This window comes from Paenibacillus sp. SAFN-054 (genome assembly GCF_051966755.1).
GTDB lineage: Bacteria > Bacillota > Bacilli > Paenibacillales > Paenibacillaceae > Paenibacillus_AQ.
Map to the genome: position 1 here is coordinate 265,507 of NZ_JBQCKS010000003.1, position 25,995 is coordinate 291,501.

Below are 25,995 nucleotides of genomic sequence, written 5' to 3' on the forward strand. Positions count from 1 at the left end.
TCCTTTATAACTAAATGGACGCCAAAGGAAAGGCGGGATTCTTGCCATGAACAGGCATCGTGCTTCGCGCTGGCTTGCCGGATTGCTTCTCGTGAGTGCGGCCGGCTTCTGGCTCTACAAGGAAGTGAGGCCGCATCAGCCGTCGCCGCTTCAAACAGAAGCTTTTATCAAGCAATATATGACCAACACGAACGGTACCCTTGCCACGTATCTGCAAAGCGGGAAGGCAAGCGATCCGGAAATTGCGGCGGGGCGGGAAGCTTTGTCCGAGTCACTGGGGTTCTGGATGCAGCATACGCTCATCCAGCAGGACCGGGGCTCGTTTCGCCAAAACTTTGCGATATTAAAAGAATACTTTGTCACGCCGCAGCATTACGTGGCATGGAAGCTGGAGCCTGACGGTACATCGGGCATGCATACGAATGCGCTTGGGGACGACCTGCGTATTATCGGGGCGCTGATTGAGGCGGGGCGGCTCTGGGAGGAGCCGGATGTGGCCGGGATGGCGGAGCTGCTGACGAAGACGCTGATCTCAAGTGCTCAGGTGAACGGGTACCTGACGGACTTTCACGATTTTGCTAACCGGACGTCGGCGCAGACGCTTAGCCTGGCCTACATCGACAGCGATGCTTTGATGCAGATGAGGGATGCGCGGCTCATCGATGAGCCGTTCTTCGGCCGGATGATGCAGGTGCTTGCCAACATGCCCGATGACGGCTCCTTTTATCCGAAGAGCTTCAATGTCATGACCGGGCAGTATAAGTACGAGCATTCGGTGAATCTGATTGATCAGCTGCTCGTTGGGATTCATGCAGCGGAATCCGGGCGCAGACCGGAGCCGCTGCTATCTTTTCTGAAGAAGGAGTGGGAGAGGGGCCATAAGCTGTACGGGCAGTATGACAGGACGTCCCGGTCAAAGAGCGTGGATTATGAGTCGCCTTCCGTTTACGGTTTGGCAGTCCAATTGGCGCTGCAAAATGGCGACACGGCGTGGGCGAAAGAGCTCTACCGGCACCTGCTTACCCTGCGCGATGGGGATTCCCAATACCCCGGCGGCTATGTATTCAGCAATAATACGCATATATTCGATAATCTGCTGCCGCTTATTGCCGGAGAATGCGTTCAGAATATTTCGCAAAAGTGAAAATTTGGTTGATTTTAGGGAGCGTATTGGTTAATTAATGATTAAATATAAATTGAAAATGTCGTAATTTGTAGTATTGTGTATCTATCAGGCGGTTCATTCTTGCGTCGGTCCCTTTCGCGTTCGAATGAGGCGCACTTTCAACCGATCGGTTGGCCGTCGTGAAACGCATCGTTCAGAGAACGGTTTACGGGGAGGAATGCGAATGAACAAGACAACAACCCGCCGCCTGGAGCTCGGATATATTCTCTTAATCGCTCTGATCATGGGGCAGGAGCTCTTGATATTTCTGAAAGTATATCAGGACCAAGCCTATTCCACGCTGGAGCTCATGTTCAGCATGGCGACGCTTGCGGCGCTGCTGCTCGGCTTCATTATACCGATGGGGATTTCCGTCGTGCTGGTATTCGTTTTTCTGGTCAGTTATTTCGTCTGGCTGACGACGTACGCTCCGCTCAACCTGCTGACATTTTCCTGGATGCTTCTGCTTCCCGCCAATACGCTGGTGGCTGGTTTTATCAAGTCGGGTCTGATCGGAAGCAAACGCTGGATGGAACGGATGAATGAAATGAAGGGAAGCCTGCCCCAGGTGGATATCGAAACGGCCCTTGGCAACAAGGAAGCGCTGGCTGATACGGTGCAGAAGCAGTCTAACCTGGCACGGCGGTACTCGGAACATTATGGCTTCTCCATGGCGATGTTCAAAATCGACTTTCTGCCGCTGGTGCAGGAGTCGCTCGGATCCCAGCTCTACTCCCGCCTTTTGCTGGAGCTGTCGTCCACCATTCAGAAGCAGATCCGTTTCGAGGATTATAAATTCTCGATCAGCAAGGGACGCTTTATCGTCCTGTGCCCGATGCTGGGGCAGGAGAACCTGCACATGCTGACCCACCGGATCAAGCATGCGCTCATGGCGGTCCGGATTCTCGATAAAAAGGGGCAGGAACTCAAGCTTGTCGTGCGCGCCGGGGCACTCGTATTCCAGAAGGAGCAGTTTAGCAAATACGAGCATATCGATCAGGTCATTGCCGCGCTCGAACGCAATGCCGAGACCGATCTGATCGGCGAATACATCTAAGGAGGAATTCAAATGTCATATACGAGCTGGTTTATCCCGCTTTGCATCGCCATTAGCGCGATTTTCGCCGTGACCATTTTGATCCTCACGATCGCAACACTGAAATTCCGGTCGGATATCCACAAAAAATACGATCGGGGGAACTTCAGTGACTGACTTCCTGCTCATTCTATCCATCGTGACCATTTGGGTTGCCGTGTTTGAATCCGTCATCATCATGGCCGGCGCCGTACGGTTCATTTTTAAGCAAAATAAAGTGAAGCTCGCGCTGCCTTCCAATATGGATGACTTTCCGACCGTCACCGTCATGGTTCCCGCGCACAACGAGGAGCTTGTCATTACAGCGACGGCGGAGCATATTTTGCAGCTCAATTATCCTGAGGCGAAGGTGCAGCTTATTGTCATTGCCGACAACTGTTCCGATGATACGGCAGGCCGTCTTAAAGCGCTGAAGGAGAGGACCAGCTATAAGGACCGGAATTTCATTATCCTTGAACGCAAGGGGACGGGCGGCAAATCGGGTGCGCTGAATGACGCGCTGAAGCTGGCAACGGGCGAGTGGATTTGCGTCTATGATGCGGATGCGGCGCCGGAGCGCAATGCGCTGCTGTTCCTGACCCAGAAGGCGATGGAAGAGCCGGACAAGTACGGCGCCGTCTTCGGGCGCAATAAGGCCCGAAACCGCGGCCAGAATTTCCTGTCCCGCTGCATCAATCTGGAGATCGTCACGATCCAGCGCGTTCATCATACCGGGTTATGGGAGCTGTTCAAGCTTGGAACGATCCCCGGCACCAATTTCATCGTGAAGACGGCTTTGATGCGAGACATCGGTGGTTGGGACGAGCAGGCGATCACAGAGGATACGGCCGTTTCCTTCGAGATCATGTCGCGCGGACAGCTGATCGCGCTGGCTCCGCGGGCGGAAGCCTACCAGCAGGAGCCGGAGCAGCTTGGGGTGTACATGAAGCAGCGGGAGCGCTGGGCCAAGGGCAATTACAACGTCGTCGTCGAGAATCTGCACCACTTGTTCGACCGCAGCAGCTGGCGGATCAAGCTGCAGGTGCTGTACTATGCGGCAAGCTATTTCTGGTTCATGATCGCGATCATCGTGTCCGATATCGTATTTGTCGCAAACCTGGTATATCAGGTGATCGCGATCTTCAAGCCTGGTGTCGTTTCACCCTTTCAGTTCCAATCGGATGTCTATGTCTATCTCGTGGTAGCCTGGGCCCTGATGTACTTTCTCTATGTGCTGCAAATCAATCTTGCGCTTGCGTCGGATATCGGACAAAGCAATGTCCGCAATTTCGTGCTTTCATGCATCTCCTATTTTACGTATGCACAGCTATTCCTCGTCATTTCCGTCAAAGCCTTCTACAATATGGTCGTCGATAAGATTACCGGCAGGGAGAGCAAGTGGTATAAGACCCAGCGATTCAGCTGATCGAAGGGAAGGGCCTACCGGTCCTTCCCATTCTCATGCGGCTGTGAGCCGTTTCTCATCCCTTGTTCGCGCGTTAGATCCGGCTCTTGCCGTGGGGACGCTTTGGATATAGCCCTGCAGGCCGGTTTATCATGGTTCCTCCTCTTCGTACATTTCCCTGTGCCGCTTTTTCATCCGTATATAATCCGGGTCCTGCTTGGCTCTCTCCCATACCGCTTTGAAAATAGCAGCGGATTCGGCTTTGACCGGATCGTTCTGAAACGGCAGCACGGTTCCGTCTTCCGCATACTTTCTCCCTCCTTTGTGATTGGTGTAGCGGCGGGCACGCGTATAGCCCATCTGCAGAAATTTACGAGCCATATCCATGCCGACAAAATCGTTTTGACGTTTGTAGCCCTCGAAAATCCGAAAGATAGCCTCTGCGGATTCACGGGCGATATCCGGCGTCTTAAAGCGCCAATAGGGCAAAATCTCGCTTTTATAAGGCTCGACCAGCAGCACGCCCTGCTCTCCACGGCCGACGGTATACCATTCGGGATGCTCGCGCAAATTCAGATTCTTGTAATCCAGCGTGTAGTCAAAGGCTTTCACGAATCCATCACCCTCCCTCTCGATCACTGCGGTTAAACATGTATACCCCAAAATGGGCTTGAAACGAACGGGATGCGGGTCTTCACCGCCGGATTCATCCGATCGAACGCGGCCACCTAAGCCTATATCGGGCTTCCAGTACGGCCGTTACAGGAAAGTGGTTGACTTCTGAGCGATTCGTCCTACAATTAGAATAAATTAATCCGATTAGATTGGTAGGAATAATATGGAAGTCCAGCCAGTCCATACAGCACAACTATAGAAGCGTTCACTGACAGAAAAGGGGTGCCCCGTGCAGCGTGGCAAACAAATCATCATTGCATCTCACTGCGTTCTGAACCAGAATGCGCTCGCATCCGGTACGGCCCTGAGTTCGGGCCTGCTGCAATCAGCCGTCGATTGGGCAGCCAAGGAAGGGTATGGCATATTCCAGCTGCCGTGTCCGGAGCTCATGTTTCTCGGGCCAGACCGCCAGCCCATGATGGCGGAAGATTGTGACACTCCCGAATATCACGCACATAACCGCCGAATTTTGCTGCCTGCCATCGAGCAGCTCAAAATGTACCAGCAGCATGGCTATGAGCTTGTCGGCGGCCTGGGCATTTCGGGAAGCCCTTCATGCGATCCGGGCAATGGAGTCTTTATGAAGGACTTCCTGCAGCTCGCGGCAGAGCATGGCGTACATATCGATTTCTTTTGGCAAATACCTCATCCGGAAGAGGGCGTCTTTGACCCGAGGGATAAGCAAAGCATCTATGGCCCCGTCGGCATGCGAATCCCAACCGTGCCTAAAGGATCAAAGGTCAAAGTCTGGCGCAAAAGCCCGTGAACATGCAGGACAACGGATCATTACAGCAGGCAAGTTCAGTACAGCCTTTTCCAAGCGGACTGGATCTGTCCGATCTATTTTGAATCGATCTATTTTGTATAACGTTATTTCCGGGAAAGCTTCGGGTATAAGCTTCTATAAAGGAGGATGGGGCCATGCCGACTTCAACACGGTTTGAGCATTATAAACCGGCCATGTTGCGACTGCCTCCCAAGGGTGAGCTGACCCGTAACGACCTGCTCACGGATGCCTTCCGCATGGCAGTGGAGGGACGGACGGAGATGTACTACGCGCCTCATAACGACTGGGCGAATGATCACGCCCGCGTGGCAATCATCGGCATTACGCCGGGCTGGACGCAGATGAAGCTCGCCTATCAGGCGGCACGGGCCGGCTTTGCCGAAGGGCTGACGGATGACGAGATTTGCCGCCTCGCGAAGCGAAAGGCCGGATTCGCCGGGCCTATGCGCCGGAATCTGATTGCCATGCTCGATCAGCTCGGACTTGCGGAATGCCTGAATCTCCATTCGAGCGCAGCCTTGTTCGAAGAGCAGGGAGGTTTGCTGCATACGACCTCGCTGCTCAAGTACCCTGTGTTTGTACAGGGACGAAATTACGGGGGCTCAAGCCCCGACATGCTGGCCTCGCCGCTGCTGCGCAGGGAGGCCGCGGCTTCCGCCGAAAAGCTTCTGACCCTGCCGGATGCACTGCTGATTCCGCTCGGCAGGGCTGTGGAACGTATTCTGAGCCGGATGGCCGAGCAGGGGCAGATGCAGGAGGAACGGATATTACGCGGATTCCCACATCCGTCCGGTGCCAATGGGCATCGGCACCGGCAGTTCTTAGAGCAGCAGGAAGGCATGAAGAAGACAATGCAGACGTTCTTCCGGCAGCATGCCCATGACAGGCGGAGCATGGCGAAGGAAAGCTAAAAAAGAGCAGCCGCGCAATTGCACGGCTGCTCTTTCGGGCTTCAACACGAAGTTATTCAAACTTGACGGATTGGATCATTTTCTCCGTTTCAGCTTCGGATGCTTCGTCGAAGAATGTAGTAATGATATTGAGCGCGTATCCGTCCGTAAGGGTACTGTAATAGCGCTGGGTGACGGTGACACCGTCTCCTTGAAGCGTGGCTTGCATCATCTGGAATTCCTTACCGCCCACGTTGGCGCTCTTGATGTCGTCAAACTCGTAAGGGAGATTCGATTGTTTCAACATGGTCTGGGATGCCTCCAGATATTGCTTGGCTGTTCTGACCTGCAGCTTGCTGACCTTCTCCGCATTGGAGATGACGTTCGGATTCATCTGCTGGGAGTCCGTCGCACTCTTGGAAGCAAGGAAGAAATTCAGCACCTTCAGTTCCGCTTTGTCCAGCGCCTTCTGCTTGTCCTCGTCGCCGTCGGCGATAATCTCTTTGCCGGTCTCCATGACGTCCTCGAGCTCCCCAGGACCCTGGACCTCCCAGCCCTGAGGCATTTGGACTGTCATCCCGAAATATTCGTTAGTGTACACACCATCTTTGAGATATCCTTCATCGGCTTTGCCCGATGGTTTATCCGCATTCTTTTTGTCGGCAACCTCTTCTGACGTTTCTTTGATGTCTTCGTCTTCATTGGCCTTGCTGCCGCTATCCGCTGCTTCCGCCGTTTCCGTCGGCTTGGCCTCTGGCTCTTCCGCCGCTTTTTTGCCACCGCACGCGCTGACAAGCAATACGAGCAGTACGAGAATAATAGATGTTGCCGTAAACCTTCTGTTCATTCCTTGACCTCCGAATTATGATAATAGTAGACCTTGTTCAGGTCGGGAAGGGTATAACCCCCTAGATGTATTAAACTTCCAGAACATTTCCTAAACATTTCCTTTCCTATTTTTTTAACGTTTTTGTTTCAATCCGTGAAATTCTAAACAGGGAGACTGAAAGTTAGATGAAAATAGAACGATTGCTTGCCATGACTGTCCTCCTGCTGAACCGGGGGAGGATCAGCGCCAAAGAATTGGCTGAGCGGTTTGAAGTGTCCACGAAAACCATATACCGGGACATGGATGCACTCTGCAGGGCAGGAATTCCGATCGCAGCCCATCAGGGGACGAGCGGCGGGTTCGAGATGATGGGCCAATATACCATCTCGCGGCAGTTCCTCACGATGGACGAGATTCTATCGGTTATAACGGCTGTTCAAGGCGTCAAGGCTGCGCTGGACGATCCGATGACGGAGCGGCTCCTCGATAAGGTGGAGTCAATGATTCGGCATACCGGCCAAGGCCCGGAAGCGCGCTCCTCCGATCTTTTCCTCGATCTTCATCCCTGGGGGCAGGGAACGAACGTCAGGGAAAAGGTGAAGAGGATTCGGCAGGCGATCCGGGAGAGGAAGAAGACGGATGTGCTCTACGTCAACATGAACGGTCAAAACGGCCGCCGAATTCTGGAGCCGGGCAGGCTGATCCTGAAGGGGAATGTGTGGTATTTGCAGGCTTACTGTACGCTCCGTGCGGAATTTAGAGTATTTCGGCTTTCCCGCATGCAGGACATAAAGCTGCTCGAGGACATGTTTGAACCGCGGGAGCTCCCTCTTTTGAACGCGTACGACTGGCAGCCGGAGTGGTCGGCCGGCGGGGCACCATCGAGGGTAACGCTGCGATTTTCGCCTACGGCCAGGCACCGGGTCGTCGATGCGTTCAGCCCGGATGGAATAGAAGCGGAAAAGGACGGAAGCCTGCGGGTGAGAGGGGAATTCCCTTTGGATGAATGGTTCTACGGCATGGTCCTCAGCTATGGCGATCAAGTGGTGGTTGAAGGACCGGAGCATGTGGCGGCGGAAGTATGCAGGCGGGCCCGCAAAATTATGGAGCAGTACGACAAACCGGACAGACGGATGTCCAGGTAGCTCCTGTAGAATGGAGTCATTCACAGGAAAAGAGGAGATCAAGATGTACAAAGAGATCGTGCGTAAACCGGCGGCAAAAGTGACAGGATTCGCCATTCGAACCTCCAACTTGAAGGAAGGAGGGCCTGACGGGCTGATTCCATCGCTGTGGGAGCGGTATTTGCAAAGCGGCATGCAGCACCGGAACGATCTGAAGGATCCGCCATTTCTGTATGCGCTGTATACGGAATACGAGAACGACGTCAACGGCTCTTATACCGTGCTGCTTGGACATGAACTGGAGCATCCGGTTACGGAAGAAGGACTCCAAACGGCGTTCATTCCGGAAGCAGAATACATGGTATTCACATCATCCCCAGGGCCTATGCAGCAGGTGGTACCGCAGCTGTGGCAGGAGATTTGGAGCTTCTTTCAAAGCAAGGAGACGGAGAGGGCTTACACGGGGGACTTCGAACTGTATGACTTGCGCGGATTTCATCCGGATCAGGTGGTCGTGAATATTTATATCGCGGTGAAAAGGAAGGCAGAGTAAAATATGAAACGGCGTGCGCGGATAGTCCTCTAAGGGACTTTCCGGCACGCCGTTTTTGGGGCCAATTTACTTGTGATTACTGCTGCTCCTCAAGCTGCTCAAGCACATGCTTTTCAAGCTTCTGCAGCCATTTCAGGTCGATTTGCAGCTGGTTGATGGAATGATCGTGGATCAGGTGCACCGGAGGCGGCGTCTTGTCCTGAACCGTTTCCCAGAAAGAGACGTCGTTCTTGATTTTGTTTTCCAGCTTTTCCCGGGCCTCTTGAATCAAAAAGACGAGTTTTTTCGGATCGGCATATTTAAGGAACAGCACGGCAGAGTAAAGGGAATCCACACGGGTGAAATTTTTGAAGCTGGCGTAAATTTCCTGCTGCAGATGCTCTTTGCCGAGCGGCGTGATGCCATAGGTCGTTTTCTCCGGACGGTTGTCGTCCCGGATCACCTCGATTTTTTCGATATACCCTTTTTTGAGCAAAACCTCGAAGTTGTAGTACAATGTGCCATCGTTAATTTTGGAGTTTTCGTCCAGCACGTTCTGTTTGAACATCTTCTTGATGTCATAAGGATGATGATGCCCAGATCTTAATACACCCAGTATAAAAATTTGAAGCGACATACATGCAACACTCCCATCCGAATCATACGAAAAGCCGGCTGACTCGGGGGAGTGAGCTGGCTTCGCGTTTATGTGTCATAGAATGGCCCGGGCGGGATGCCCAGGCATTCTATGCGAATCATAATCATAATTTAAATTCATCGTGCATTCCTGACGGTTACCGCTCTTAAGCGGCTGCTACAGGTTTGTTCTCATCGGCCGTTTCTTTAGGGGAAACGAAATAGAACGCAATCAGGCAAATGATCATGGATGCAATGGAAACGATCCACAAGCCGAGCAGATGCTCGGTCAGTCCGCCGCCGCCGAAAATGATCGAGAAGTCGGTTTGAACGGTGTAGAACATGATGGAGATATAGCTCATGATGTTGAAGAGCCATGGCATCATTTCCCGAGACATCGTTGCGCCGCTGCTGATGGTTTGGATCAGCATGAGCGTCAGGTTTACGAAAATAGCCTTGTCCTTTAATAATAAACTGAAGATGGACATAAACTCAATGGCTCCGAACAGTTCAAGCGCGTGCACAAGCCATACCTTGAAGAAGACATCCGCACCGTGGCCGCCCTGAATCAGGAAATAAATCGAAATTCCGATCAGAGGTGCAATCAGAGCGACGATCGCATTGGTTGCCTGCGCGGACCAAAAGGCCTGCCACAAGCCCATTTTGCGTTTCAGCGCGTTCATGGCACCGACCATCATCATGGAGAAGATCATGGCACCCACATAACTGACCATCGTCAGGAAGAAAGGGGCCATCTGGTTATGCATGCCTGCCGGCACCGGATTCGTGTTCACGATATTGGCATCCAGCTTGGTAGGAATTTCAGCTGCGAGCTTCTGTGCCTGCTCTGCAGGCATTTTCATGGACTGAAATACGCCCTGCGCGGTCTGCGTCGCGAATTGGTTGTTCAAATTGGTCGTGATTTGCGTTACGACCGACTGCATGCTGCTTGTGACCATCGCCGGATTCGACTGATTCATGAAGAAATCCATTTTGGCTTTTGTTCCGGACGTGGACAGCTGCTTCGTAAAGTCCTGCGGAATGTGAATGACGAGCGCGAGATCACGGTCGTTCAGCTGCTCTTGGGCTTTATCCAGCGGAAGATCCGTCACCATCTTGAATGGAAGCTGCTTGGCCAGGCCGGCCGCGATTTCTTTGCCTGCCTGTTTGTCTTCGTTGACAATGGCAACGGACATTTCGCCCATGTTTTTCGGAATGGCGCTGTAACCTGTCATGAAGACGAGGATCATGACGACCTGATAAAACAGGACCATCGTGATACCACCGATAACGGATTTGTTCTTAAGAAACATTAAAATATTTTTCAATGACCCACACCTCAATATATCTAAATTTGATTTAATTACTTTAATTAGAGTAATTGATTTAGAATTATACGCTGGGGTAAGGAATGTGTCAACGAATGTATGCGCTTTATGTGATTTTTGTCATATACAAAATGAAAAGTTTTCATTTAAGACACAATTACAATTGTAATAGTTGGGTGCTTAGGTTATATTTACATTTGTAATAGTTAATCTGAAGATGAGAGGGGGGATGGGTATGGAAAGCATGCCAAAAATTTCGGAGTCGGAGTGGGAGATCATGAAGATCGTGTGGAGGGAAAGCCCGCAAACCGCGGAGCAAATCGCGAATCAACTGCCCGAAGGGACAGAATGGAGCGATCAGACGGTCCGAACCTTCATTAACCGGCTGATGAAGAAGAAAGCGCTGGGATATGAAAAAGCGGGAAGAAGCTATCGTTATTATCCGCTGATTGCCGAAAAAGAATGCGTGCGCGCGGAAAGCAGGTCATTCCTGAACCGGGTGTTCAATGGAGCTGCAGGGCTCATGATGACGAACTTTCTGGAGGAAACGCCACTTTCGGATCAAGAGATCGAGCGCCTGCAGCGGATATTAACGGAAAAACAGGGCAAGGAACCGAAGGATGCATTACGGCCTGCAGATCGAGCGCGAAATTGACCAAGTGAGGTGATTCCATGAATATTGCCGAGAGCCTATTCCGATGGTTTGTCGCTGCGACGCTGACGGCGAGCATGGCCGGTCTTGTGGTGATGGCCGTGCAGCGGCTGCTTCGCAGGCGCATGAGCGCAAGGCTGAGATACGCCCTATGGCTCATTGTGCTGGTGAGGCTGGTTATGCCGGTTTTTCCCCACAGCCCGGTCAGCTTGTTCCATGCACTGCCCACGTATTCAGACATAAAAAATGCTGTTTCGGGAATTCCGTTTCCACAGGACAAGCCTGCCACGGAATCCTTTAACAGCGTCAAAGAAATTTCTCAACCATCCTATTATACAACGAATGCAAGCGAACGGAACAGTTTGCACCAGCAGGTGATGCCACAGGAGCTTGGTGCAGGCACCGCTCTACCGGCACAAGAAACGCATCCTGCTAATCTGGCTCTCTCAGCCCTCTGGCTGGCAGGAACCATCGCCTTTCTGACTTATAATGGGGTCTACTGGCTGCGGCTCAAGAGAAAGCAAAGAAGCTTCCGCCGCGTCAGTGATCCCGCCGTGACGGCGGTCTTGGCGGAATGCATGGATTTATTTCACGTTAAAAAACCGATATTACTCTTCACCGATGCAACCATTCCAAGCCCGTATATCGCTGGGTTAATGCGCCCCGCAGTCTATATGCCCGAATCGCTTGGCGCAGCAGCTGATACTGGTCCGCTTAAGCATATCATCGCGCATGAACTGGCCCATTATAAAAGAAAGGATATGGCCTGGAACATGCTTGGCAGCCTGGTGCTGGCCGTCCACTGGATGAATCCCATGGTTTGGTACATGATGCGACGTATGAAATCGGACCGGGAGCAGGCATGCGATGCCTGTGCGCTGGAAGTGCTTGGCGAGAGGGAGGCGGTACCGTACGGTATGACGATCATCGGTTTTCTGAGGGCGAATTCGACCGGGCGAAATCAGCCGCATCTTCTGTATTTCAAGGGGATGAACGGGGAAAAGGACATTACGCGCCGGATCCGAATGATTAGTTCATTTAAGAAGGGTTCTTACAAGTTGTCATGGTTGGCGGTGCTTCTGGTGCTTCTGCTCGGTACGGTCACGCTGACGAACGCGCCGGTATCGAAGGCAGGCGCTTCGGCCTGGGTCCATGCAGAGGAAGGCGGGAGCGAGAGGCTGTTCGATGACGGAGGGTTCCTCGTATACGATAATCTGGAGAAGGGAGCCCGGGTGGCGCCGTTCGTGTTTAAAGTGCCATCGGTGCTGCCGGCCGGATATGCCTTCGACGAGTTGTCCTTCCATGAGCTTCCCCTGACTTCTTCGGCTAGCCCGGTGGTGACTATCAACTATTTAAAGGCAAGAATAAATAACAGCAGCGGCAGCATGCATCTCAAAATCTCGCGAAGCGCAGGCCTGGAAGAGATCTATGAACGAATCGCCGCGGACGAGAACAAATCGCTGGAGGGCCTCGGGAATAAAGAAGGGAGCTACGTCATCGAGAAAGCGCCGATCTCTCTTTCCGGCGTAGAGGGAGTGAAAATAACAATCCGCATGCTCGTCTGGGAAGGCCAGCCGGAGCGCTACTACTATATCTGGAAGGACCAAGGGATCACTTATCAGCTGGATTCATATGGCGGTGTAAGCCCTGACGATTACGAGCGCATGATCCTTTCCATGCAGCTCCCGGACCGTGAGCTGAACAAGCTTTATGAAAACAATGATTATCATGGAAGAACAATGACATACCTGTTCGACACTGAAGATGTACGGCGGGCTCAGAAGCTGATCGGCTATAACGCGGTTTTTCCGCGTGAGCTCCCGGGTGGCTTTGCTGCAAGCGGATCTTACGTATCCCGGAAAGTGAATTTCAACTACCCCGAGAACGACCAGGACTCCATGCGGATGCTGCTTGAGGTCAGTTATCACCCCGTCAAGAAAGACAAAAGCAAGGAAGAACAGGTTAAAGGTATTAAGGACGTCGATTACACCCAGATGCTGAACGGCACGATGTATGAAGAGATGAAGAAACTCGGCAGGGTCTCCTTCATGCGCATTGACGGAGAACGAAACAACGTCAAGCTGAAGCCGGTCTCGATTGGTGGACGGGAAGCGCTCCGCACAGAAAAGTTCAAGGTGGACGGTCCGCTCAGCAGTCCCGGCGAGACCGATCTCGTCAGCTATTTCTGGCTGGAGGACGGCGTTTGTTTTCAAGCCCGCTTTACCGGTCAGGGTCCTGAAGAAGAGCAGATCGTCCAGTATTTGATGCAGCAGGACAAATCATGATGAAGTAGAATCGAGAGCGGGAGCCGGCGTAGGAGCCAGGCTCCTGTTTGGATGCGTGGATTACGAAAAGCGGGAAGCGGGTATATATTGACTGCCCATAAAAAGGAAGAAGAAGCTGGATTGACTTCCCCGGGGATGGAGCATACTATAGTTCTATGACTATCAAACCTTCAAAAGACGATGAGAAGCGGGCCAAAATATTCAAGGCCATGGCCGAAGTGAAGCGCATTGAAATGATCCGCTACCTGCATCTTCACCGCAGCAGCAACACCTGCGGCGATATCGGGGATGCGATCGGCATGGACAAATCCAACGTTTCATACCATCTCAAGATTTTATATGAAGCGGATCTGATCCAGGTGTTCCGCAAGGGTCAAGTGAAGAACAGCCAGCTGAGAGAGGATACATTCAACGAATTTATGCCGGGTTTCTTGGACAGTTTATAAATGGACAGGGAACCCTAATTTCGGACCAATAGTTTTAAAGTTTTAAAACTATCCAATTCACTGGGTTAGCACGAAGGCTTGCCTTATCGCCCATGTTTCCTAGTCATCACAGTCACCAAAAAATCAAAATATTAGGAGTAGTGATCATACATGCAGTTACAGAATCGATCGATAGCTTTAAAATCCCGCCCGGTAGGCATGCCGACGGAGCAGAACTTTGAATACCGCGAAGCACCGGTTCAGGAGCCGCAGGAAGGACAAGTCGTCGTTCGCTCGCAATATATGTCGGTGGATCCTTACATGAGAGGCAGAATGAGCGACGCCAAGTCCTATGTAGCCCCTTATGAGCTGAATGAAGTTATTTCCGGCGGGGTCGTTGGCGAAATCGTCGAATCGAAGTCGGATCTGTTCCGGGCGGGCGACAAAGTGATCGGTATGCTGGGCTGGCAGCTGTACAACGTGGTGGACGCGAAGCAGGTTCGCAAAGTCAACGAATCGATTGCACCGTTGTCCGCTTATTTGAGCGTGCTTGGATTGACCGGGCTGACCGCTTATTTCGGTCTATTGGATATCGGACAGCCGAAGGCAGGCGAGACCGTCGTTGTATCCGGCGCCGCTGGTTCCGTGGGCATGTTCGTGGGCCAAATCGCCAAGATTCAAGGTGCACGCGCCGTCGGCATTGCCGGTACGGATGAGAAATGTGCCTATTTGATCAACGAGCTGGGCTTCGATGCGGCAATTAACTACAAGACGACGAAGGATCTGGGGAAGGCTCTGGAAGAGGCATGTCCGAACGGCGTCGACGTCTATTTTGATAATGTCGGCGGCAGCGTGTCGGATGCGGTCATGAGTTTGCTGAACGATTATGCCCGGATTCCGCTGTGCGGCGCGATCTCTTCTTACAACACCACCGATGGGGACATGGGCCCGCGGATTCAATCGAAGATCATCAAAACCCGCTCGCTCATGAAGGGCTTCGTGCTTAGCGATTATGCTTCCCGTCAGCAAGAAGGCTTGGTTGAGCTCGGCAAATGGCTGTCCGAAGGCAAGCTGAAATATGAAGAGACCATTATCGAAGGCTTTGACCATGTCATTGACGCATTCCTGCAGCTGTTCGAGGGCACGAATCTGGGCAAAATGCTCGTCAAAGTAGACTAATACACGAATACAAGCGTCAGGCGAAGGAGAGAATCAACATCATGGAAAACTACAAGCAACTGGCCGAGCAGCAGCTCGCCTTCTTTCGTACAGGACAAACCAAAGCGATGCAGTTTCGCATAGATGCGCTTCAAAAACTAAAAACCGCGATCGAAGCCGGCCAAAAGGATATTTTGGCTGCGCTCCGGGCGGACCTGAACAAATCCGAAACGGAAGGCTACGGCTCGGAAATCAAAATCGTCATGGAAGAAATCGAATTCTCGCTGGAGCATTTGGAGCAGTGGATGAAGCCGCAGGAAGTGGACACCCCTTCGTTCATCGCCGGCGCGACCAGCGTCATTTATCCGGAGCCATACGGCGCCGTGCTGGTCATCGCGCCATGGAATTATCCGTTCCAGCTCGCCATGGCTCCGCTCGTCGGGGCGATCGCAGCGGGGAACTGCGCCGTGCTGAAGCCATCCGAGTTCACTCCGGAAACCTCCCGCGTGCTTGCGCGGATCGTGAAGGATAACTTTCCGGAGGAATACGTGGCGGTCGTGGAAGGCGAAGTGGAGACGAGCACGGCGCTGCTGAAAGAGAAATGGGATTATATTTTCTTCACAGGCAGCACGCCGGTCGGCAAAGTGATCATGGAGGCGGCGGCCAAGCATCTGACGCCGGTCACCCTGGAACTGGGAGGCAAAAGTCCGTGCATCGTCCACAGCGATGCCGAGCTTGAGTCTGCGGCCAAGCGGATTGCCAGAGGCAAGCTGCTGAATGCCGGCCAAACCTGCGTGGCGCCGGATTATCTCCTAATCCAGCGGGACGTGAAGGACAAGTTCCTTGGGCTTTTGAAGGATGCGATCCACGCACAGTACGGTGAGGATGTGCTTCAAAACCCGGACTTCCCGAGAATTGTCAGCGAAAAGCACTTTAACCGTCTAAGCGGCTTCTTGGATAACGGTACGCGCTTCTTCGGCGGCAGAACCGATGCTTCGCGCCTCGTCATCGAGCCGACCATTCTGGACGGGATTACTTGGGAAGATCGCGTGATGCAAGACGAGATCTTTGGCCCGATTCTTCCCGTGATCGTTTATGACGATCTCCAGGACATCATCCACGAGATCGTGAAGCGTCCGAAACCGCTGGCTTTGTACATTTTCTCCGAAAGCCGGGAAGTACAGGAACAGATTCTGAGTCAAGTATCCTTCGGCGGCGGCTGCATCAATGAAACGCTGGCTCATCTGACGTCCCCTTACCTGCCGTTTGGCGGCGTGGGCGAGAGCGGAATCGGCTCATATCATGGCCATGGCAGCTTCGATACCTTCTCCCACCGCAAGAGCATTCTGAAGCGGCAGGCGAATTAAAGGCATCCCTGCTTCTGGTACAGCAAAGGCTCCTCCCCATAGGGAAGGAGCCTTCTTGCATAAGGGCGCGCTATCGCCCCCTGTTAGGTGACAAGGGGAGGCTTTTTTTGCCGGGACGCCTTGTGTGGAGAGCAAAATCGCGTTATATTGAAGAGCCGGTACTTTATGGGTTATGCCCGAAATTTCAACAAAGGAAGTTTTCAGATCATGACTGCAAAATTCAAAGGCAACAAGATGAACATCGTGATGTTTGGGCTGCTTCTGCTCGCCGTGATCATCCGGCTGGCGCTGCAGTCTACCTCGGATTACTCCCGGGCACAGGCCGTATGGAATATCGTGTTTATGGCGGTGCTCCTGCTCCTGGCATTGCGGTTTGCTTACGTGTACGCCCGCTATATCCGAATCCAGGGAGACAAGGTAAGAATCGTGAATGTTCAAGGCACAAGGACGTTTGATGTGACGGAAGTCGAGAAAGTGATGATCTATAACAATTGGATCCGGTTTACGATGAAAGCGGACCGCGACGTATTTATTCATATGAAGGATTTGAATGAGAGAGGCCGGGTGCCGTTTGTGGCCTGGACGGCGGATCAGTTCGAAATTGAAAAGGATTAGGGAGAACGATGCTCACCCTAATCCTTTTTTTTGTTATACAGAGGGATGTGATTGAATGACGCCGATATGATTTCGTCTATGCACGGATCAGGAAGAGCAGCTCTTTACCGTTCTTCATTGGCTCCTGCTCCAAGGTGTAACCATGCTTGACGACTTCCTCGGGAACGTTCCGGAAAGCAGCCGGGCAGTCGGCGATGACCTGCAAGAGCTCCCCCTTCTTCATTCCCTGCAGCGTTTCAAGCGTATAAATGACCGGGTAAGGACAAGATTCTCCGCGGAGATCGAGCGTGTAATCAATGGACATGTTTGGTTTCCCCTTTCTTGAATCCGACGCCGAAGCGATAGTTTTTCTGCCAAATGACCGCGATGATAAAACCTGCGGCGAGCAGGGCAAGCGTGAGAATCAGCGCCCAGGCTGCTCCCATTTCGTCGATCAGGTTGATCGGCTTGCCCATCTTCACGAGTGTGTTGTAGATGCCGAGATGATCCCAGCCGTAAGCCAGGACGGTCGCGCCGATGATGTTGCCGATGAATACCGGCAGGAAGACGACCTGTCCTTCCATCAAGCGGTACATCATTCCCGTTTCGCAGCCGCCGGCCATGACGATGCCGACGCCGAAGAGCAGGCCGCCGATCAGGGTGCTTGGCGCAGCCATTTTGGTGACCGGATCCATGCCGTTCACCAGGATGATGATGAGTGTGACGACCGAGCTGACCGCCATGCCGAGCGTGATCGCCTTCGTCATGGTGGCGCGTCCGCTAATCCACAAATCGCGAAAGGCGGAGGTGAAGCAGATTTGTCCTCTTTCAATGAGGATACCGAAAGCGGCGCCGAACAAGGCCGCCGTTCCGAGCATATTTTTGCCCGCCGCATAAAAATAGATGATGAGTGCCGCATAAGCCAGAGCGAGGATTCCGCCAATGTACGGCTGGATTTTTGCGCGCTCCTTAACGATCTTCGCCGTATTGCCTTTTTGCAGCACCGGCTTGCCCTTCCACCAGGAGGTATTCACGATTTTGGCTCCCCCGAAGGTGCCGACAGCCGTTGCGACGATGAAAATCCACGAGTGCAGCGAAAACTGCGGCACGCCCGTGAAGAAAGCTGCCAGGTTGCAGCCGAGTGCCATGCGGGCGCCGAACCCGGCGATAAATCCGCCGATCAGTCCCTGTACCAGACGGCGCTTCTGGCGCGGCATCCTAATTTTGAAATTGTTGCTGAACAGCACCATGAGCAATGCCCCGATGAACATCCCCCAGACGATCCAGCCGTCCGTGCGGCTGAAGGTCGTTCCTTCCATATGAATCAATTTGAAATAGGCCCATCCGGAAATATCCACGCCGAACCATTCCAGAATATGCCCGCCGAGACGGGTGAATTCGCCGGTTACAGCCCATACGGTCTTGGTGATGCCGAAATACAGAGCGCTCAGCACGCCGGCAACGGCCAAGACCAGATAAGGGCTCCAATACGAATGAAACACTTTTTTAAACACGACTTCGATTCCTGCCCTTCTTCACAAATAAATGCGGCGATGATCCATGTGTATGATACAAACCCTATCAATTTTACATCATTTTTCGGATCCTGTGTGGATCTTCAATAAGAATAATTGCCGACTTTTGTAAATTCTCAAAAATGCCGCTTGAAAAAATGGAAACTGCAGCAATTTGTGTTACAATGGCGCTAGGACATGAAATAAGGAGATGAAAAGGCCATGAGCGGCACACTCAACGAGCAGGAGCTTGTGCAGTACATAGCGGCTGAAACGGGCGCTGAACCCGAAAGCATCAGGGTTGTCCTGAAGCATGAAAAGACCTTTATCAACACGGCGGAAGCGAATGAGCAAGGCGAGGTGGAGATCGACAGCGATGATTTGGTCGATTACGTCCTGAGCCGCAAAGATGTGAAGCTGGATGAAATGACCGTCGAAGCTGTGCTGGATGCCGAGATGGATTACCTGATGGATATAGGCATTGCCGTAGACGAAGATTAGAATAGGTTCCGAATTGCCGCAAGAGCCCATTATTCCGAAGCCTGGAGTAATGGGCTTTTCTATATCCAATGCCGCTGAATTGGAATTCTGAAGTGAAGGAGCGGGCGCGGAGACTTTTTCATCATATAAAAAAAGGGCTGCCCGTAGGCAGTCCTTTGCATGGAACAGCTGGATGATTTACATGCGCTGCGCGCCGTCAATATTGATGCAGGCACCGTTCACATAGCTGGCTTCATCGGAAGCAAGGAAAGCGATGACGTTCGCGATTTCCTCCGGCTGCGCCAAACGGTCCAGCGGGTAGGACGGATAGTACTGGCGGTCGGTTTTCGGCATGTCCTTGGCTGCTTCCTTGACGAGGTTGGTGTATACGGTGCCCGGGCAAACCGCATTGATGCGAACGCCCAGCGGCCCGTATTCCACGGCAGCGGTTTTGGTGAAGCCGACGACGCCGTGTTTGCTGGCCGCGTAGATGCTGTTCAGCGGGGTGCTGAACAGGCCGCCGATGGAAGCGGTGTTGACGATGGCGCCTTTTTTCTGCTCTACCATGATCGGGAGCACGTACTTCATGCCGAGGAATACGCTTTTCAGGTTGATGCCGATGATGCGATCGAAATCAGCCAGCGTTTTCTCCGCGAGCAAGGTTGCTTTTTCCACGACGCCGGCGTTGTTCACCAGCACGTCGATCCGGCCGTAAGCTTCCATTGTTTTTTGGATATAGTTTTGCACGTCGGCTTCGGAGGATACATCGGTTTTGACGAAAATGCCTTCGCCTCCGGCGCTTTTGATCTTTTCGAGGCTTTCGAGCCCGGCCGTTTCATTGAAATCTACAAGCACGACCTTATATCCTTGGGAAGATAGTTTTTGAACCGCGGCAAATCCGATTCCTCCGGCGGCTCCGGTTACGATGGCTACTTTTTCTGTCATGATGCTTCATCCTTTCCTTTTCTGAATGTTTATGTTTCTTGTGCCGTCCTTCCTGTCTGACCCATCCCCAAATGATTGCATTCTTCACCTTGGAATCATACCATTTGCCGTCGCAACAGCTAGTATGTCTATAATAGGCGGCAGACTATCCTAACATATTTACAATCGGGCGTCATGCGTAAGTTGTTGCCGATCCTTGAATTTTTGTCCTGAAGTTCGCCGGGATTTGCTAGTTGAAATCGGAAATATGGGTACATTTTATATAAGCTTTGCTATTGTGGGAGGGATCAAGCAGCATGGAAAAAAAGGATTACAGGGAGCTGTATATCCGAGGGATTCTCGACTTGGCGGAAGAGCATGGGCTGGATTACCGGAGAGTGGTGCTGGAGCAAATGGCGGAGAAGGATCTGATTGAGCTGCGCGACGCGCTGAGGATGAAGCACGGCAATATGAATTTTAAGCGCTTTTGCTGAAATGGAAACGCTGATTTGGGAGAGCCTTGAAGCCTGGAGGATGGATTCTCCGAAAATCGGCGTGTCTTCAATTGAAAGAAATAATCTCCTAATTTATAATTAATAATGGTTATTACCTCCATTCGCTGTTATAATCAGGATCAGAAGGCATCAAAAAATGACCCGCAACCCGAGAGGTGAAGGGGAAGAGGAGATGAATTCATGAGCGATCCATATTTCGAACAAATTCAAGGCGGTCTGATTGTTTCATGCCAGGCACTCGAGGATGAACCGCTGCACGGAGGCGACACAATGGCCAAGATGGCCTTGGCCGCCGAGCAGGGGGGCGCTGTCGGCATCCGTGCGAACAGCGTCCACGATATCGCAGCCATCAAGCAGGTAACGAGGCTGCCGATCATCGGCATTATCAAGCGTGACTATCCGGGTAGCGGCGTATACATTACGCCTACGCTGCGCGAAGTGAAGGAGCTGATGGAGGTCGGGGTGGACGTGATCGCCCTTGATGCCACGCCGAGTCCGAGACCGGGCGGGGAAACACTGGAGGAGCTGGTTGCTTATATGAAGCGCAGCGGGCAGAAGGTGATGGCGGATATATCGACGCTTGCGGAAGCTGTGCAAGCGGAATCGCTTGGGGTAGACTGCGTCTCGACAACGCTTTCCGGGTATACGCCGTATTCGCCGCAGCAGCAGGAGCCTGACCTTGCACTTCTGCAGGAGGCGGTACGAAGAATTCGTATTCCGGTCATCGGGGAAGGAAGAATCAACACGCCAGAGCAGGCCGCGCAATGCCTGAAGCTTGGGGCTCACGCCGTTGTTGTCGGTTCGGCCATCACGAGACCCAAGCTGATTACGGAGAAATTTGCTTCGGCTGTCCGCGGGGCACGCGGGGGCCAAACCCGTTAATGCGTACACATAAACGAGGAGAGGGATGAAGCAGGCATGAAGGTCATCGGAATAGATATCGGCGGCACCTCCATGAAGGGCATCGTCGTGGACGAGTCCGGCAGGCTTCTCGGGCAAGGGAAAATAGCCACCGAAGCCAAGCAGGGCCAGGAACGGATTCTCGGGAATCTGATGGCTCTTGTGAGGAATCTGCAGGCTGATCATGAGAATATTCGCGGCATCGGCATCGGCACTGCTGGCCGGGTGAACGTATGCACAGGGGAAATTGTGTATGCAACCGACAATCTCCCGGGATGGCAGGGGACGAATGTGGCGGCAGTCGTTGAGGCTGCGTTCGGGCTGCCGGTATTCGTCGACAATGACGCCAATACCGCGCTGGTCGGCGAAGCGTGGCTTGGTGCCGGAAGGCAGGCGCAGGATTTGGTCATGTTAACGCTTGGCACCGGTGTGGGCGGAGCGAACATGATCCGTGGCGAGCTCTACCGGGGCGCCGATTGGAACGGCGGCGAGTGGGGACATACCGTGCTCGTGCCGGGCGGCCGCCTATGCAACTGCGGGCTGCATGGCTGCATCGAGCAGTATTTGTCCGGAACGGCCTTGGTGAAGCTGGCCAGCGAGGCGACAGGCCATTCCTATGCGTCCGGCGTCGAAGTGCTGGATGATTACATGAAGGGAAAGCCGGAAGTAACGACAGTGCTGAAGCAGTTTGCCGTCCATTTGGCGGTGGTAGTGAACAATATACACGTCGGACTAAACCCGGAGGCGCTGCTCATTGGCGGCGGCTTGATCGATGCCAAGACGATCTGGTGGCCTCTGCTGCTGGAAGCGATGCATGGCATGCGGCTTCAAGCGGACGTCCGTCCGGCTGAGCTCGGGAATGAGGCTGGAGCTATCGGCGCAGCCAAGCTGATGCTGGATCAACTGCGGGAATCCGATCCGGCATAAGCGAGGGCGAAAGGCGATAACCCATCAGAGGGTGAGCCGGTGGCAGATCGGTGAGTGCTGCACAAGCTAACCCGCAGTTGTTCAGCGTTCACCTATCACCAGTGCATCTTTAGGTACTCGCCCCTCCCTCTTTTTCGGCGCTTCCGGTATGAAATACTCGCCCCTCACGCCGATCTGCAAACCGCCTGAGGGCAGCAGTCTTAAACGGAAGCTGCAGCCTGATTCAATAAGAAGCCTGCGCAAGGCTCCTTTGCCAACAAAGCAGAGGATCCTTGCGCAGGCTTTTTAGCGAAGGGTATCTATTGGCTTCGATAAGCATTTTTACATGAGCCCCTTCACCCTCTTATCATCGTGTCATTACGGCTTCTTCGTGACCGGGATCCATACCTCGCAGCGGCCGGGCCGATCGATGCGGATATGACCCAATCTGCGGCGGAAATGACGCGGATGACGCCGTTTCTCCTCTCTTCGGGAAATCCTGCGTCTGTACGCCCTGCCTGCTTTTTGGCCATCCAAATCCAGTTTAATAGAATAGCATTCGCCTAAGCGTCGCGACATTCCTGCCGGAAAAAGAATGGAATGCTGACTGTTTTTGACGAATGCTGGCGAGCGTTGTTCTAATGTGTACAACGCTATCTGGTATGCCAGGCCGATGGATCCATTAACAGGCTCAGGTCAGCCAATCAAGCGTGATAGCAGCAGCAAAAATGCCTGCCGTAACCGCATAATGCCGCCAGTGGTTTCGTCCAAAGAGGATGCGTCCATTCAGCCAGCGGGAACTCAAAATGAGGATCAGACAGCCGATGAACCATGCATAGGAGGTCTGGTGGAACACATGCCGGATAATCAGGCTGAACAGCAGCAGATGGCAAAGAAGAAAGAAGAGCGCCGCGCCCCAGGCTGCGGCAGGACGGAATCCGCTGCTGGAAGCAGGCTTTCGGTATAGCAGGGCTGCAGCTGCGGCCAGGCTGGCGAGATCATAAGCCAAAAGAATGACCGTGAGAATGATCGGAATCACCTCCTTTTCATCGATGGGGGATGGGACTACAATCAAGAAAAGTGAACAATACGGGGTGGACCCCGTGTCAACGGTTACTTCGAAAAAAGCTCTGTTTAAGGGAGAAGTGCTATGCGAATCGGGGAGTTTGTGGCTAAAGCGGGGACGACGAAGGATACAGTCAGGCATTATGAGGATTTGCAGCTGATCCGGTCGCTTGGACCGGATGGGAAGCGGCAATACGATCACGGGCATCTGGAGGATTTCAAGGTCATACAGGAGCTGAAAGGTTATGGCCTGCCGCTGAAGGATATTCAGCTCATTTTTGAGTGGAAGCGCGGCTCCGGCTGCGGAAGCCGGGAGCTGATTCGAGGGGTGGAGGAGGCTCTTGAAGGCCGCCTGGCCTCGCTGCGCGAGGAGGAGGCCAGGATTCGCGCAACCCGCGAGAAGCTGGAGGATATCACGCGCGAGTTGAGGGAGCTGCTGTAACTGAGCATCGCTGCTTTCCGAGCTTAAGGCTCGGCAGGCAATAGATCTTCGAAGAAGCGGCGGGCAACCGGAGGCAGCGGTTCTTTCCGCGTAAATACCGAGACGGGGTTCCTCAGTCTGACCTCCCGCACATCGACCTTTGAGAGCAAGTTCTGCGCGATGTAGGTTTCACTCTCGAGCGAGGAGAGGAAGGCCGCGCCGTATCCCTCCATCACGATCCGCAGCGTCTCGTGCAACCCGTTCATCTGAAGCCCGATGGCTGGTGCGGGCAGGTTGTGGAGCCTGCACACAGCAAGGAGCTGCTCGCGGGCAAAGCTGCCTTCCTCCCGGAAGACGAATGGCTCACGCAGCATGTCCGCTAACGATGTTTCAGTATTCGCGAGAGGATGCGCCGGATGGACGACGAAGCACATCTCATCCTCCAGCCAGGCGGTTCGCGTAAGCAGCGGATGTTCTTCGGCCATGCCGCCGACGACGGCCATGTCGGCCTTGAAACGCACGAGCAGCTCCAGCGCTTGGGTGGAGTTGGTTGTCGTCAAGTCAAGCTCGACGGAAGGATAGCGCCTTTTATAAGCAGCAATGGGTCCTGGCAGCAGGAAGTTGGAAGGCAGGTAGGTCGCCGCCAGATGGAGCTTCCCTGCTTGGCCCTTCTTCATCCGGTCCAGGCTGTCTTCAATGCTCTGCTCCAGCTCGAACAGCCTCTGCGCTTCCTCCGCCAGCATCCGTCCGGCTTCGGTTAAGGCAACCCCACGGCCTTGAGGAATCCAGAGCTGCATACCGAGCTCGCGTTCAAGCCTTTTAATCTGCGCCGTGACGGCTGGTTGACTGACCCGGAGCAGCTCGGAAGCGAGTGTCACACTGCCGGTCTCTGCTACCTTGGCAAAATATCGAAGTGCATGCAGGTTCATCTGCGCGTTCCCCCTTTTACGTCCCAATCATAACGAAATATTATACAAACGCTAAAATAATATATTAGATTAATGAGAAGCTTCTGCTTATTCTAATCCTAACCAGAGCGTAAGGCAATGAGCCGAAATGTACGCTCGATGATGGAATGGGAGAGGATGAGTGACGAATGAAGCTGGTATGTGTGGAATGCAAAGCGGAGGGGCATTGGCGGGATTACCGTATCTCCTGCTCATGCGGCGGAAGGATGGAGGTACAGCAGGAACTCAGCGGGCTGGATGGTGAAAGGCTGAAGGCATTGTTCCGGGAGCGGTTGGCTGAACGGATGTCGGCCTATGCCAGCGGGGTATGGCGGTATAAGGAACTGATTCTTCCGGATCTGCCGGAAGAGCATATCGTGACCAAATATGAAGGTAACACGGGACTGTACACATCCGAGCCGATTCGGGAGATGCTGGGCATCCGTGCGCTGCATTTTAAAGCCCAGAGTGAGAACCCCAGTGGTTCCTTCAAGGACAACGGGATGACAGCGGCCATATCCCACGGGCTTGCACTGGGATACAAGCGCTTTGCCTGCGCATCTACAGGCAATACCTCCTCATCGCTTGCGATGTATGCCGCTATGGCGGGATGCACATCGCAAGTATTCGTGCCGAGCCGGAGCGTCTCCCCGAACAAGGTTCGCCAGACGCTTGCTTATGGAGCGCAGGTGGTCCGCTTTGACGGAACCTATGATGATGGCATCCGTTTTCTGGAGCGCCACGGAGAAGAATTGGGCTTATACGTATGCAACTCCGTGAACCCTTTCCGGATCGAAGGGCAGAAAAGCATCGTCTTTGAGATTGCGCAGGCACTCGGCTGGGAGCTGCCGGACTGGATCCTCATTCCCGGTGGGGCGCTCAGCAACGTATCCGCCTTAGGGAAGGGGCTGGAGGAGCTATATCATCTCGGTATGATCGCGAGGCTTCCGCGCATCGCTCTCATCCAGGCCGAAGGGGCAAGTCCCTTCCACCGAATGATGGCGGAAGGCAGGGAGGAGCTGATCCCGGAGCCCAATCCGTTCACCGTGGCTTCCGCGCTGAATATCGGAAACCCGCCAAGCTGGAAAGTGGCCCGCCGCGGTCTGCAGCTCTGTCAGGGCGTTACCTGCAGCGTGACGGATGAGGAAATTATGGCGGCCAAGCGGATCATCGACCGGAGCGGAATCGGCTGCGAGCCGGCATCCGCCGCGACGCTGGCGGGACTGCGCAAGCTTCTGAATGACGGTACGATCGGCAGGGATGAGCGCGCCCTATGCATTTTGACCGGTAATTTGCTGAAGGATACGGACATTCTGGATGAAACAGCGGATGCTCCTTTACACGCGGAGCTGACCGTGGAAGCGGTAAAGAAAAGTATTGTGATGGCATAGGCAGA

30 protein-coding genes are annotated in these 25,995 nt (G+C 53.3%); 20 read left to right on the top strand and 10 right to left on the bottom strand.

Going from position 1 to position 25,995, the window contains the following annotated elements:
- The first annotated feature begins 46 nt into the window (after positions 1-46).
- The 4 genes from ACTHPM_RS17075 to ACTHPM_RS17090 all read left to right on the top strand — a co-directional run bounded on the left by ACTHPM_RS17075 (position 47) and on the right by ACTHPM_RS17090 (position 3,666).
- Positions 47-1,144 (top strand): glycosyl hydrolase, encoded by a 1,098-nt coding sequence (locus tag ACTHPM_RS17075; protein WP_440396560.1) that lies wholly within the window; start codon positions 47-49, stop codon positions 1,142-1,144.
- A 205-nt stretch (positions 1,145-1,349) separates the two neighbouring features.
- Entirely contained in the window at positions 1,350-2,222 is an 873-nt protein-coding gene (locus tag ACTHPM_RS17080; protein WP_440396559.1) for a diguanylate cyclase domain-containing protein, read from the top strand.
- Between the two features lie 12 nt (positions 2,223-2,234).
- Complete coding sequence (locus tag ACTHPM_RS17085) at positions 2,235-2,378, top strand: hypothetical protein (RefSeq protein WP_440396558.1); 144 nt, start codon at positions 2,235-2,237, stop codon at positions 2,376-2,378.
- A complete protein-coding gene (locus ACTHPM_RS17090) occupies positions 2,371-3,666 on the top strand; it encodes a glycosyltransferase family 2 protein (protein WP_440396557.1) in 1,296 nt (431 codons plus the stop codon). Before ACTHPM_RS17085 ends, ACTHPM_RS17090 begins: the two co-directional genes overlap by 8 nt.
- Before the next feature lie 129 nt (positions 3,667-3,795).
- Here the strand turns inward: ACTHPM_RS17090 and ACTHPM_RS17095 are convergent, their stop codons facing one another.
- The gene (locus ACTHPM_RS17095) at positions 3,796-4,257 is read right to left on the bottom strand and encodes a DUF4385 domain-containing protein (RefSeq protein ID WP_440396556.1); all 462 of its coding nucleotides are present in this window, start codon (positions 4,255-4,257) and stop codon (positions 3,796-3,798) included.
- 292 nt (positions 4,258-4,549) lie between these two features.
- Here ACTHPM_RS17095 and ACTHPM_RS17100 point away from each other — a divergent pair, with 292 nt between their 5' ends.
- Both ACTHPM_RS17100 and ACTHPM_RS17105 read left to right on the top strand, forming a co-directional pair.
- Positions 4,550-5,086, top strand: a complete 537-nt coding sequence (locus ACTHPM_RS17100; RefSeq protein WP_440396555.1) for a CD3072 family TudS-related putative desulfidase — start codon at positions 4,550-4,552, stop codon at positions 5,084-5,086.
- 155 nt (positions 5,087-5,241) lie between these two features.
- On the top strand, positions 5,242-6,018 hold the full coding sequence (locus tag ACTHPM_RS17105; protein WP_440396554.1) for a hypothetical protein: 777 nt from the start codon (positions 5,242-5,244) through the stop codon (positions 6,016-6,018).
- Positions 6,019-6,070: 52 nt separating this feature from the next.
- On the opposite strand, the gene ACTHPM_RS17110 is transcribed toward ACTHPM_RS17105, so the two are convergent.
- Positions 6,071-6,844, bottom strand: coding sequence for a hypothetical protein (locus ACTHPM_RS17110; RefSeq protein ID WP_440396553.1), 774 nt, complete (start codon positions 6,842-6,844; stop codon positions 6,071-6,073).
- Between the two features lie 167 nt (positions 6,845-7,011).
- Between ACTHPM_RS17110 and ACTHPM_RS17115 the strand changes: the two genes are divergently transcribed.
- Together ACTHPM_RS17115 and ACTHPM_RS17120 are read left to right on the top strand one after the other, a co-directional pair.
- Positions 7,012-7,971, top strand: a complete 960-nt coding sequence (locus tag ACTHPM_RS17115) for a helix-turn-helix transcriptional regulator (RefSeq protein WP_440396551.1) — start codon at positions 7,012-7,014, stop codon at positions 7,969-7,971.
- Between the two features lie 43 nt (positions 7,972-8,014).
- Complete coding sequence (locus ACTHPM_RS17120; RefSeq protein ID WP_440396550.1) at positions 8,015-8,503, top strand: GyrI-like domain-containing protein; 489 nt, start codon at positions 8,015-8,017, stop codon at positions 8,501-8,503.
- A 76-nt stretch (positions 8,504-8,579) separates the two neighbouring features.
- Here the strand turns inward: ACTHPM_RS17120 and ACTHPM_RS17125 are convergent, their stop codons facing one another.
- Complete coding sequence (locus ACTHPM_RS17125; RefSeq protein WP_440396549.1) at positions 8,580-9,119, bottom strand: PadR family transcriptional regulator; 540 nt, start codon at positions 9,117-9,119, stop codon at positions 8,580-8,582.
- Positions 9,120-9,285: 166 nt separating this feature from the next.
- Complete coding sequence (locus ACTHPM_RS17130; protein WP_440396548.1) at positions 9,286-10,446, bottom strand: YhgE/Pip domain-containing protein; 1,161 nt, start codon at positions 10,444-10,446, stop codon at positions 9,286-9,288.
- A gap of 235 nt (positions 10,447-10,681) precedes the next feature.
- On the opposite strand from ACTHPM_RS17130, the gene ACTHPM_RS17135 reads away from it, so the two are divergent.
- The 6 genes from ACTHPM_RS17135 (at position 10,682) to ACTHPM_RS17160 (ending at position 16,948) form a co-directional block, all read left to right on the top strand.
- Positions 10,682-11,101: a BlaI/MecI/CopY family transcriptional regulator gene (locus ACTHPM_RS17135; RefSeq protein ID WP_440396547.1), complete on the top strand. Its 420-nt coding sequence runs from the start codon at positions 10,682-10,684 to the stop codon at positions 11,099-11,101.
- A 17-nt stretch (positions 11,102-11,118) separates the two neighbouring features.
- A complete protein-coding gene (locus tag ACTHPM_RS17140; RefSeq protein ID WP_440396546.1) occupies positions 11,119-13,383 on the top strand; it encodes a M56 family metallopeptidase in 2,265 nt (754 codons plus the stop codon).
- A 155-nt stretch (positions 13,384-13,538) separates the two neighbouring features.
- Complete coding sequence (locus ACTHPM_RS17145; protein ID WP_440396545.1) at positions 13,539-13,829, top strand: ArsR/SmtB family transcription factor; 291 nt, start codon at positions 13,539-13,541, stop codon at positions 13,827-13,829.
- Between the two features lie 150 nt (positions 13,830-13,979).
- Entirely contained in the window at positions 13,980-14,987 is a 1,008-nt protein-coding gene (locus ACTHPM_RS17150) for an NADP-dependent oxidoreductase (protein WP_440396544.1), read from the top strand.
- 41 nt (positions 14,988-15,028) lie between these two features.
- Complete coding sequence (locus ACTHPM_RS17155) at positions 15,029-16,333, top strand: aldehyde dehydrogenase (RefSeq protein WP_440396543.1); 1,305 nt, start codon at positions 15,029-15,031, stop codon at positions 16,331-16,333.
- A 207-nt stretch (positions 16,334-16,540) separates the two neighbouring features.
- Positions 16,541-16,948, top strand: a complete 408-nt coding sequence (locus ACTHPM_RS17160; RefSeq protein WP_440396542.1) for a hypothetical protein — start codon at positions 16,541-16,543, stop codon at positions 16,946-16,948.
- Positions 16,949-17,024: 76 nt separating this feature from the next.
- Here ACTHPM_RS17160 and yedF read toward each other — a convergent pair whose 3' ends face one another.
- Positions 17,025-17,252, bottom strand: a complete 228-nt coding sequence (gene yedF / locus ACTHPM_RS17165; RefSeq protein WP_440396541.1) for a sulfurtransferase-like selenium metabolism protein YedF — start codon at positions 17,250-17,252, stop codon at positions 17,025-17,027.
- The gene (gene yedE, locus ACTHPM_RS17170; protein WP_440396816.1) at positions 17,242-18,450 is read right to left on the bottom strand and encodes a selenium metabolism membrane protein YedE/FdhT; all 1,209 of its coding nucleotides are present in this window, start codon (positions 18,448-18,450) and stop codon (positions 17,242-17,244) included. The genes yedF and yedE overlap by 11 nt, the downstream gene beginning before the upstream one ends.
- Before the next feature lie 213 nt (positions 18,451-18,663).
- Between yedE and ACTHPM_RS17175 the strand changes: the two genes are divergently transcribed.
- The gene (locus ACTHPM_RS17175) at positions 18,664-18,942 is read left to right on the top strand and encodes a hypothetical protein (RefSeq protein ID WP_440396540.1); all 279 of its coding nucleotides are present in this window, start codon (positions 18,664-18,666) and stop codon (positions 18,940-18,942) included.
- 177 nt (positions 18,943-19,119) lie between these two features.
- On the opposite strand, the gene ACTHPM_RS17180 is transcribed toward ACTHPM_RS17175, so the two are convergent.
- The gene (locus ACTHPM_RS17180) at positions 19,120-19,866 is read right to left on the bottom strand and encodes an SDR family NAD(P)-dependent oxidoreductase (RefSeq protein WP_440396539.1); all 747 of its coding nucleotides are present in this window, start codon (positions 19,864-19,866) and stop codon (positions 19,120-19,122) included.
- A gap of 296 nt (positions 19,867-20,162) precedes the next feature.
- Between ACTHPM_RS17180 and ACTHPM_RS17185 the strand changes: the two genes are divergently transcribed.
- From ACTHPM_RS17185 to ACTHPM_RS17195, 3 genes are all read left to right on the top strand, one after another.
- A complete protein-coding gene (locus ACTHPM_RS17185; RefSeq protein ID WP_440396538.1) occupies positions 20,163-20,339 on the top strand; it encodes a hypothetical protein in 177 nt (58 codons plus the stop codon).
- 201 nt (positions 20,340-20,540) lie between these two features.
- The gene (locus tag ACTHPM_RS17190) at positions 20,541-21,242 is read left to right on the top strand and encodes an N-acetylmannosamine-6-phosphate 2-epimerase (protein WP_440396537.1); all 702 of its coding nucleotides are present in this window, start codon (positions 20,541-20,543) and stop codon (positions 21,240-21,242) included.
- Between the two features lie 36 nt (positions 21,243-21,278).
- Positions 21,279-22,187: an ROK family protein gene (locus ACTHPM_RS17195; RefSeq protein WP_440396536.1), complete on the top strand. Its 909-nt coding sequence runs from the start codon at positions 21,279-21,281 to the stop codon at positions 22,185-22,187.
- A 357-nt stretch (positions 22,188-22,544) separates the two neighbouring features.
- Here the strand turns inward: ACTHPM_RS17195 and ACTHPM_RS17200 are convergent, their stop codons facing one another.
- Together ACTHPM_RS17200 and ACTHPM_RS17205 are read right to left on the bottom strand one after the other, a co-directional pair.
- Complete coding sequence (locus ACTHPM_RS17200) at positions 22,545-22,745, bottom strand: hypothetical protein (protein ID WP_440396535.1); 201 nt, start codon at positions 22,743-22,745, stop codon at positions 22,545-22,547.
- 112 nt (positions 22,746-22,857) lie between these two features.
- Positions 22,858-23,205: a hypothetical protein gene (locus tag ACTHPM_RS17205; protein WP_440396534.1), complete on the bottom strand. Its 348-nt coding sequence runs from the start codon at positions 23,203-23,205 to the stop codon at positions 22,858-22,860.
- 111 nt (positions 23,206-23,316) lie between these two features.
- Here ACTHPM_RS17205 and ACTHPM_RS17210 point away from each other — a divergent pair, with 111 nt between their 5' ends.
- The gene (locus ACTHPM_RS17210) at positions 23,317-23,673 is read left to right on the top strand and encodes a MerR family transcriptional regulator (RefSeq protein WP_440396533.1); all 357 of its coding nucleotides are present in this window, start codon (positions 23,317-23,319) and stop codon (positions 23,671-23,673) included.
- A gap of 23 nt (positions 23,674-23,696) precedes the next feature.
- Here the strand turns inward: ACTHPM_RS17210 and ACTHPM_RS17215 are convergent, their stop codons facing one another.
- On the bottom strand, positions 23,697-24,581 hold the full coding sequence (locus ACTHPM_RS17215) for a LysR family transcriptional regulator (RefSeq protein ID WP_440396532.1): 885 nt from the start codon (positions 24,579-24,581) through the stop codon (positions 23,697-23,699).
- Positions 24,582-24,748: 167 nt separating this feature from the next.
- On the opposite strand from ACTHPM_RS17215, the gene thrC reads away from it, so the two are divergent.
- On the top strand, positions 24,749-25,990 hold the full coding sequence (thrC, locus tag ACTHPM_RS17220; protein WP_440396531.1) for a threonine synthase: 1,242 nt from the start codon (positions 24,749-24,751) through the stop codon (positions 25,988-25,990).
- Positions 25,991-25,995: the final 5 nt, after the last annotated feature.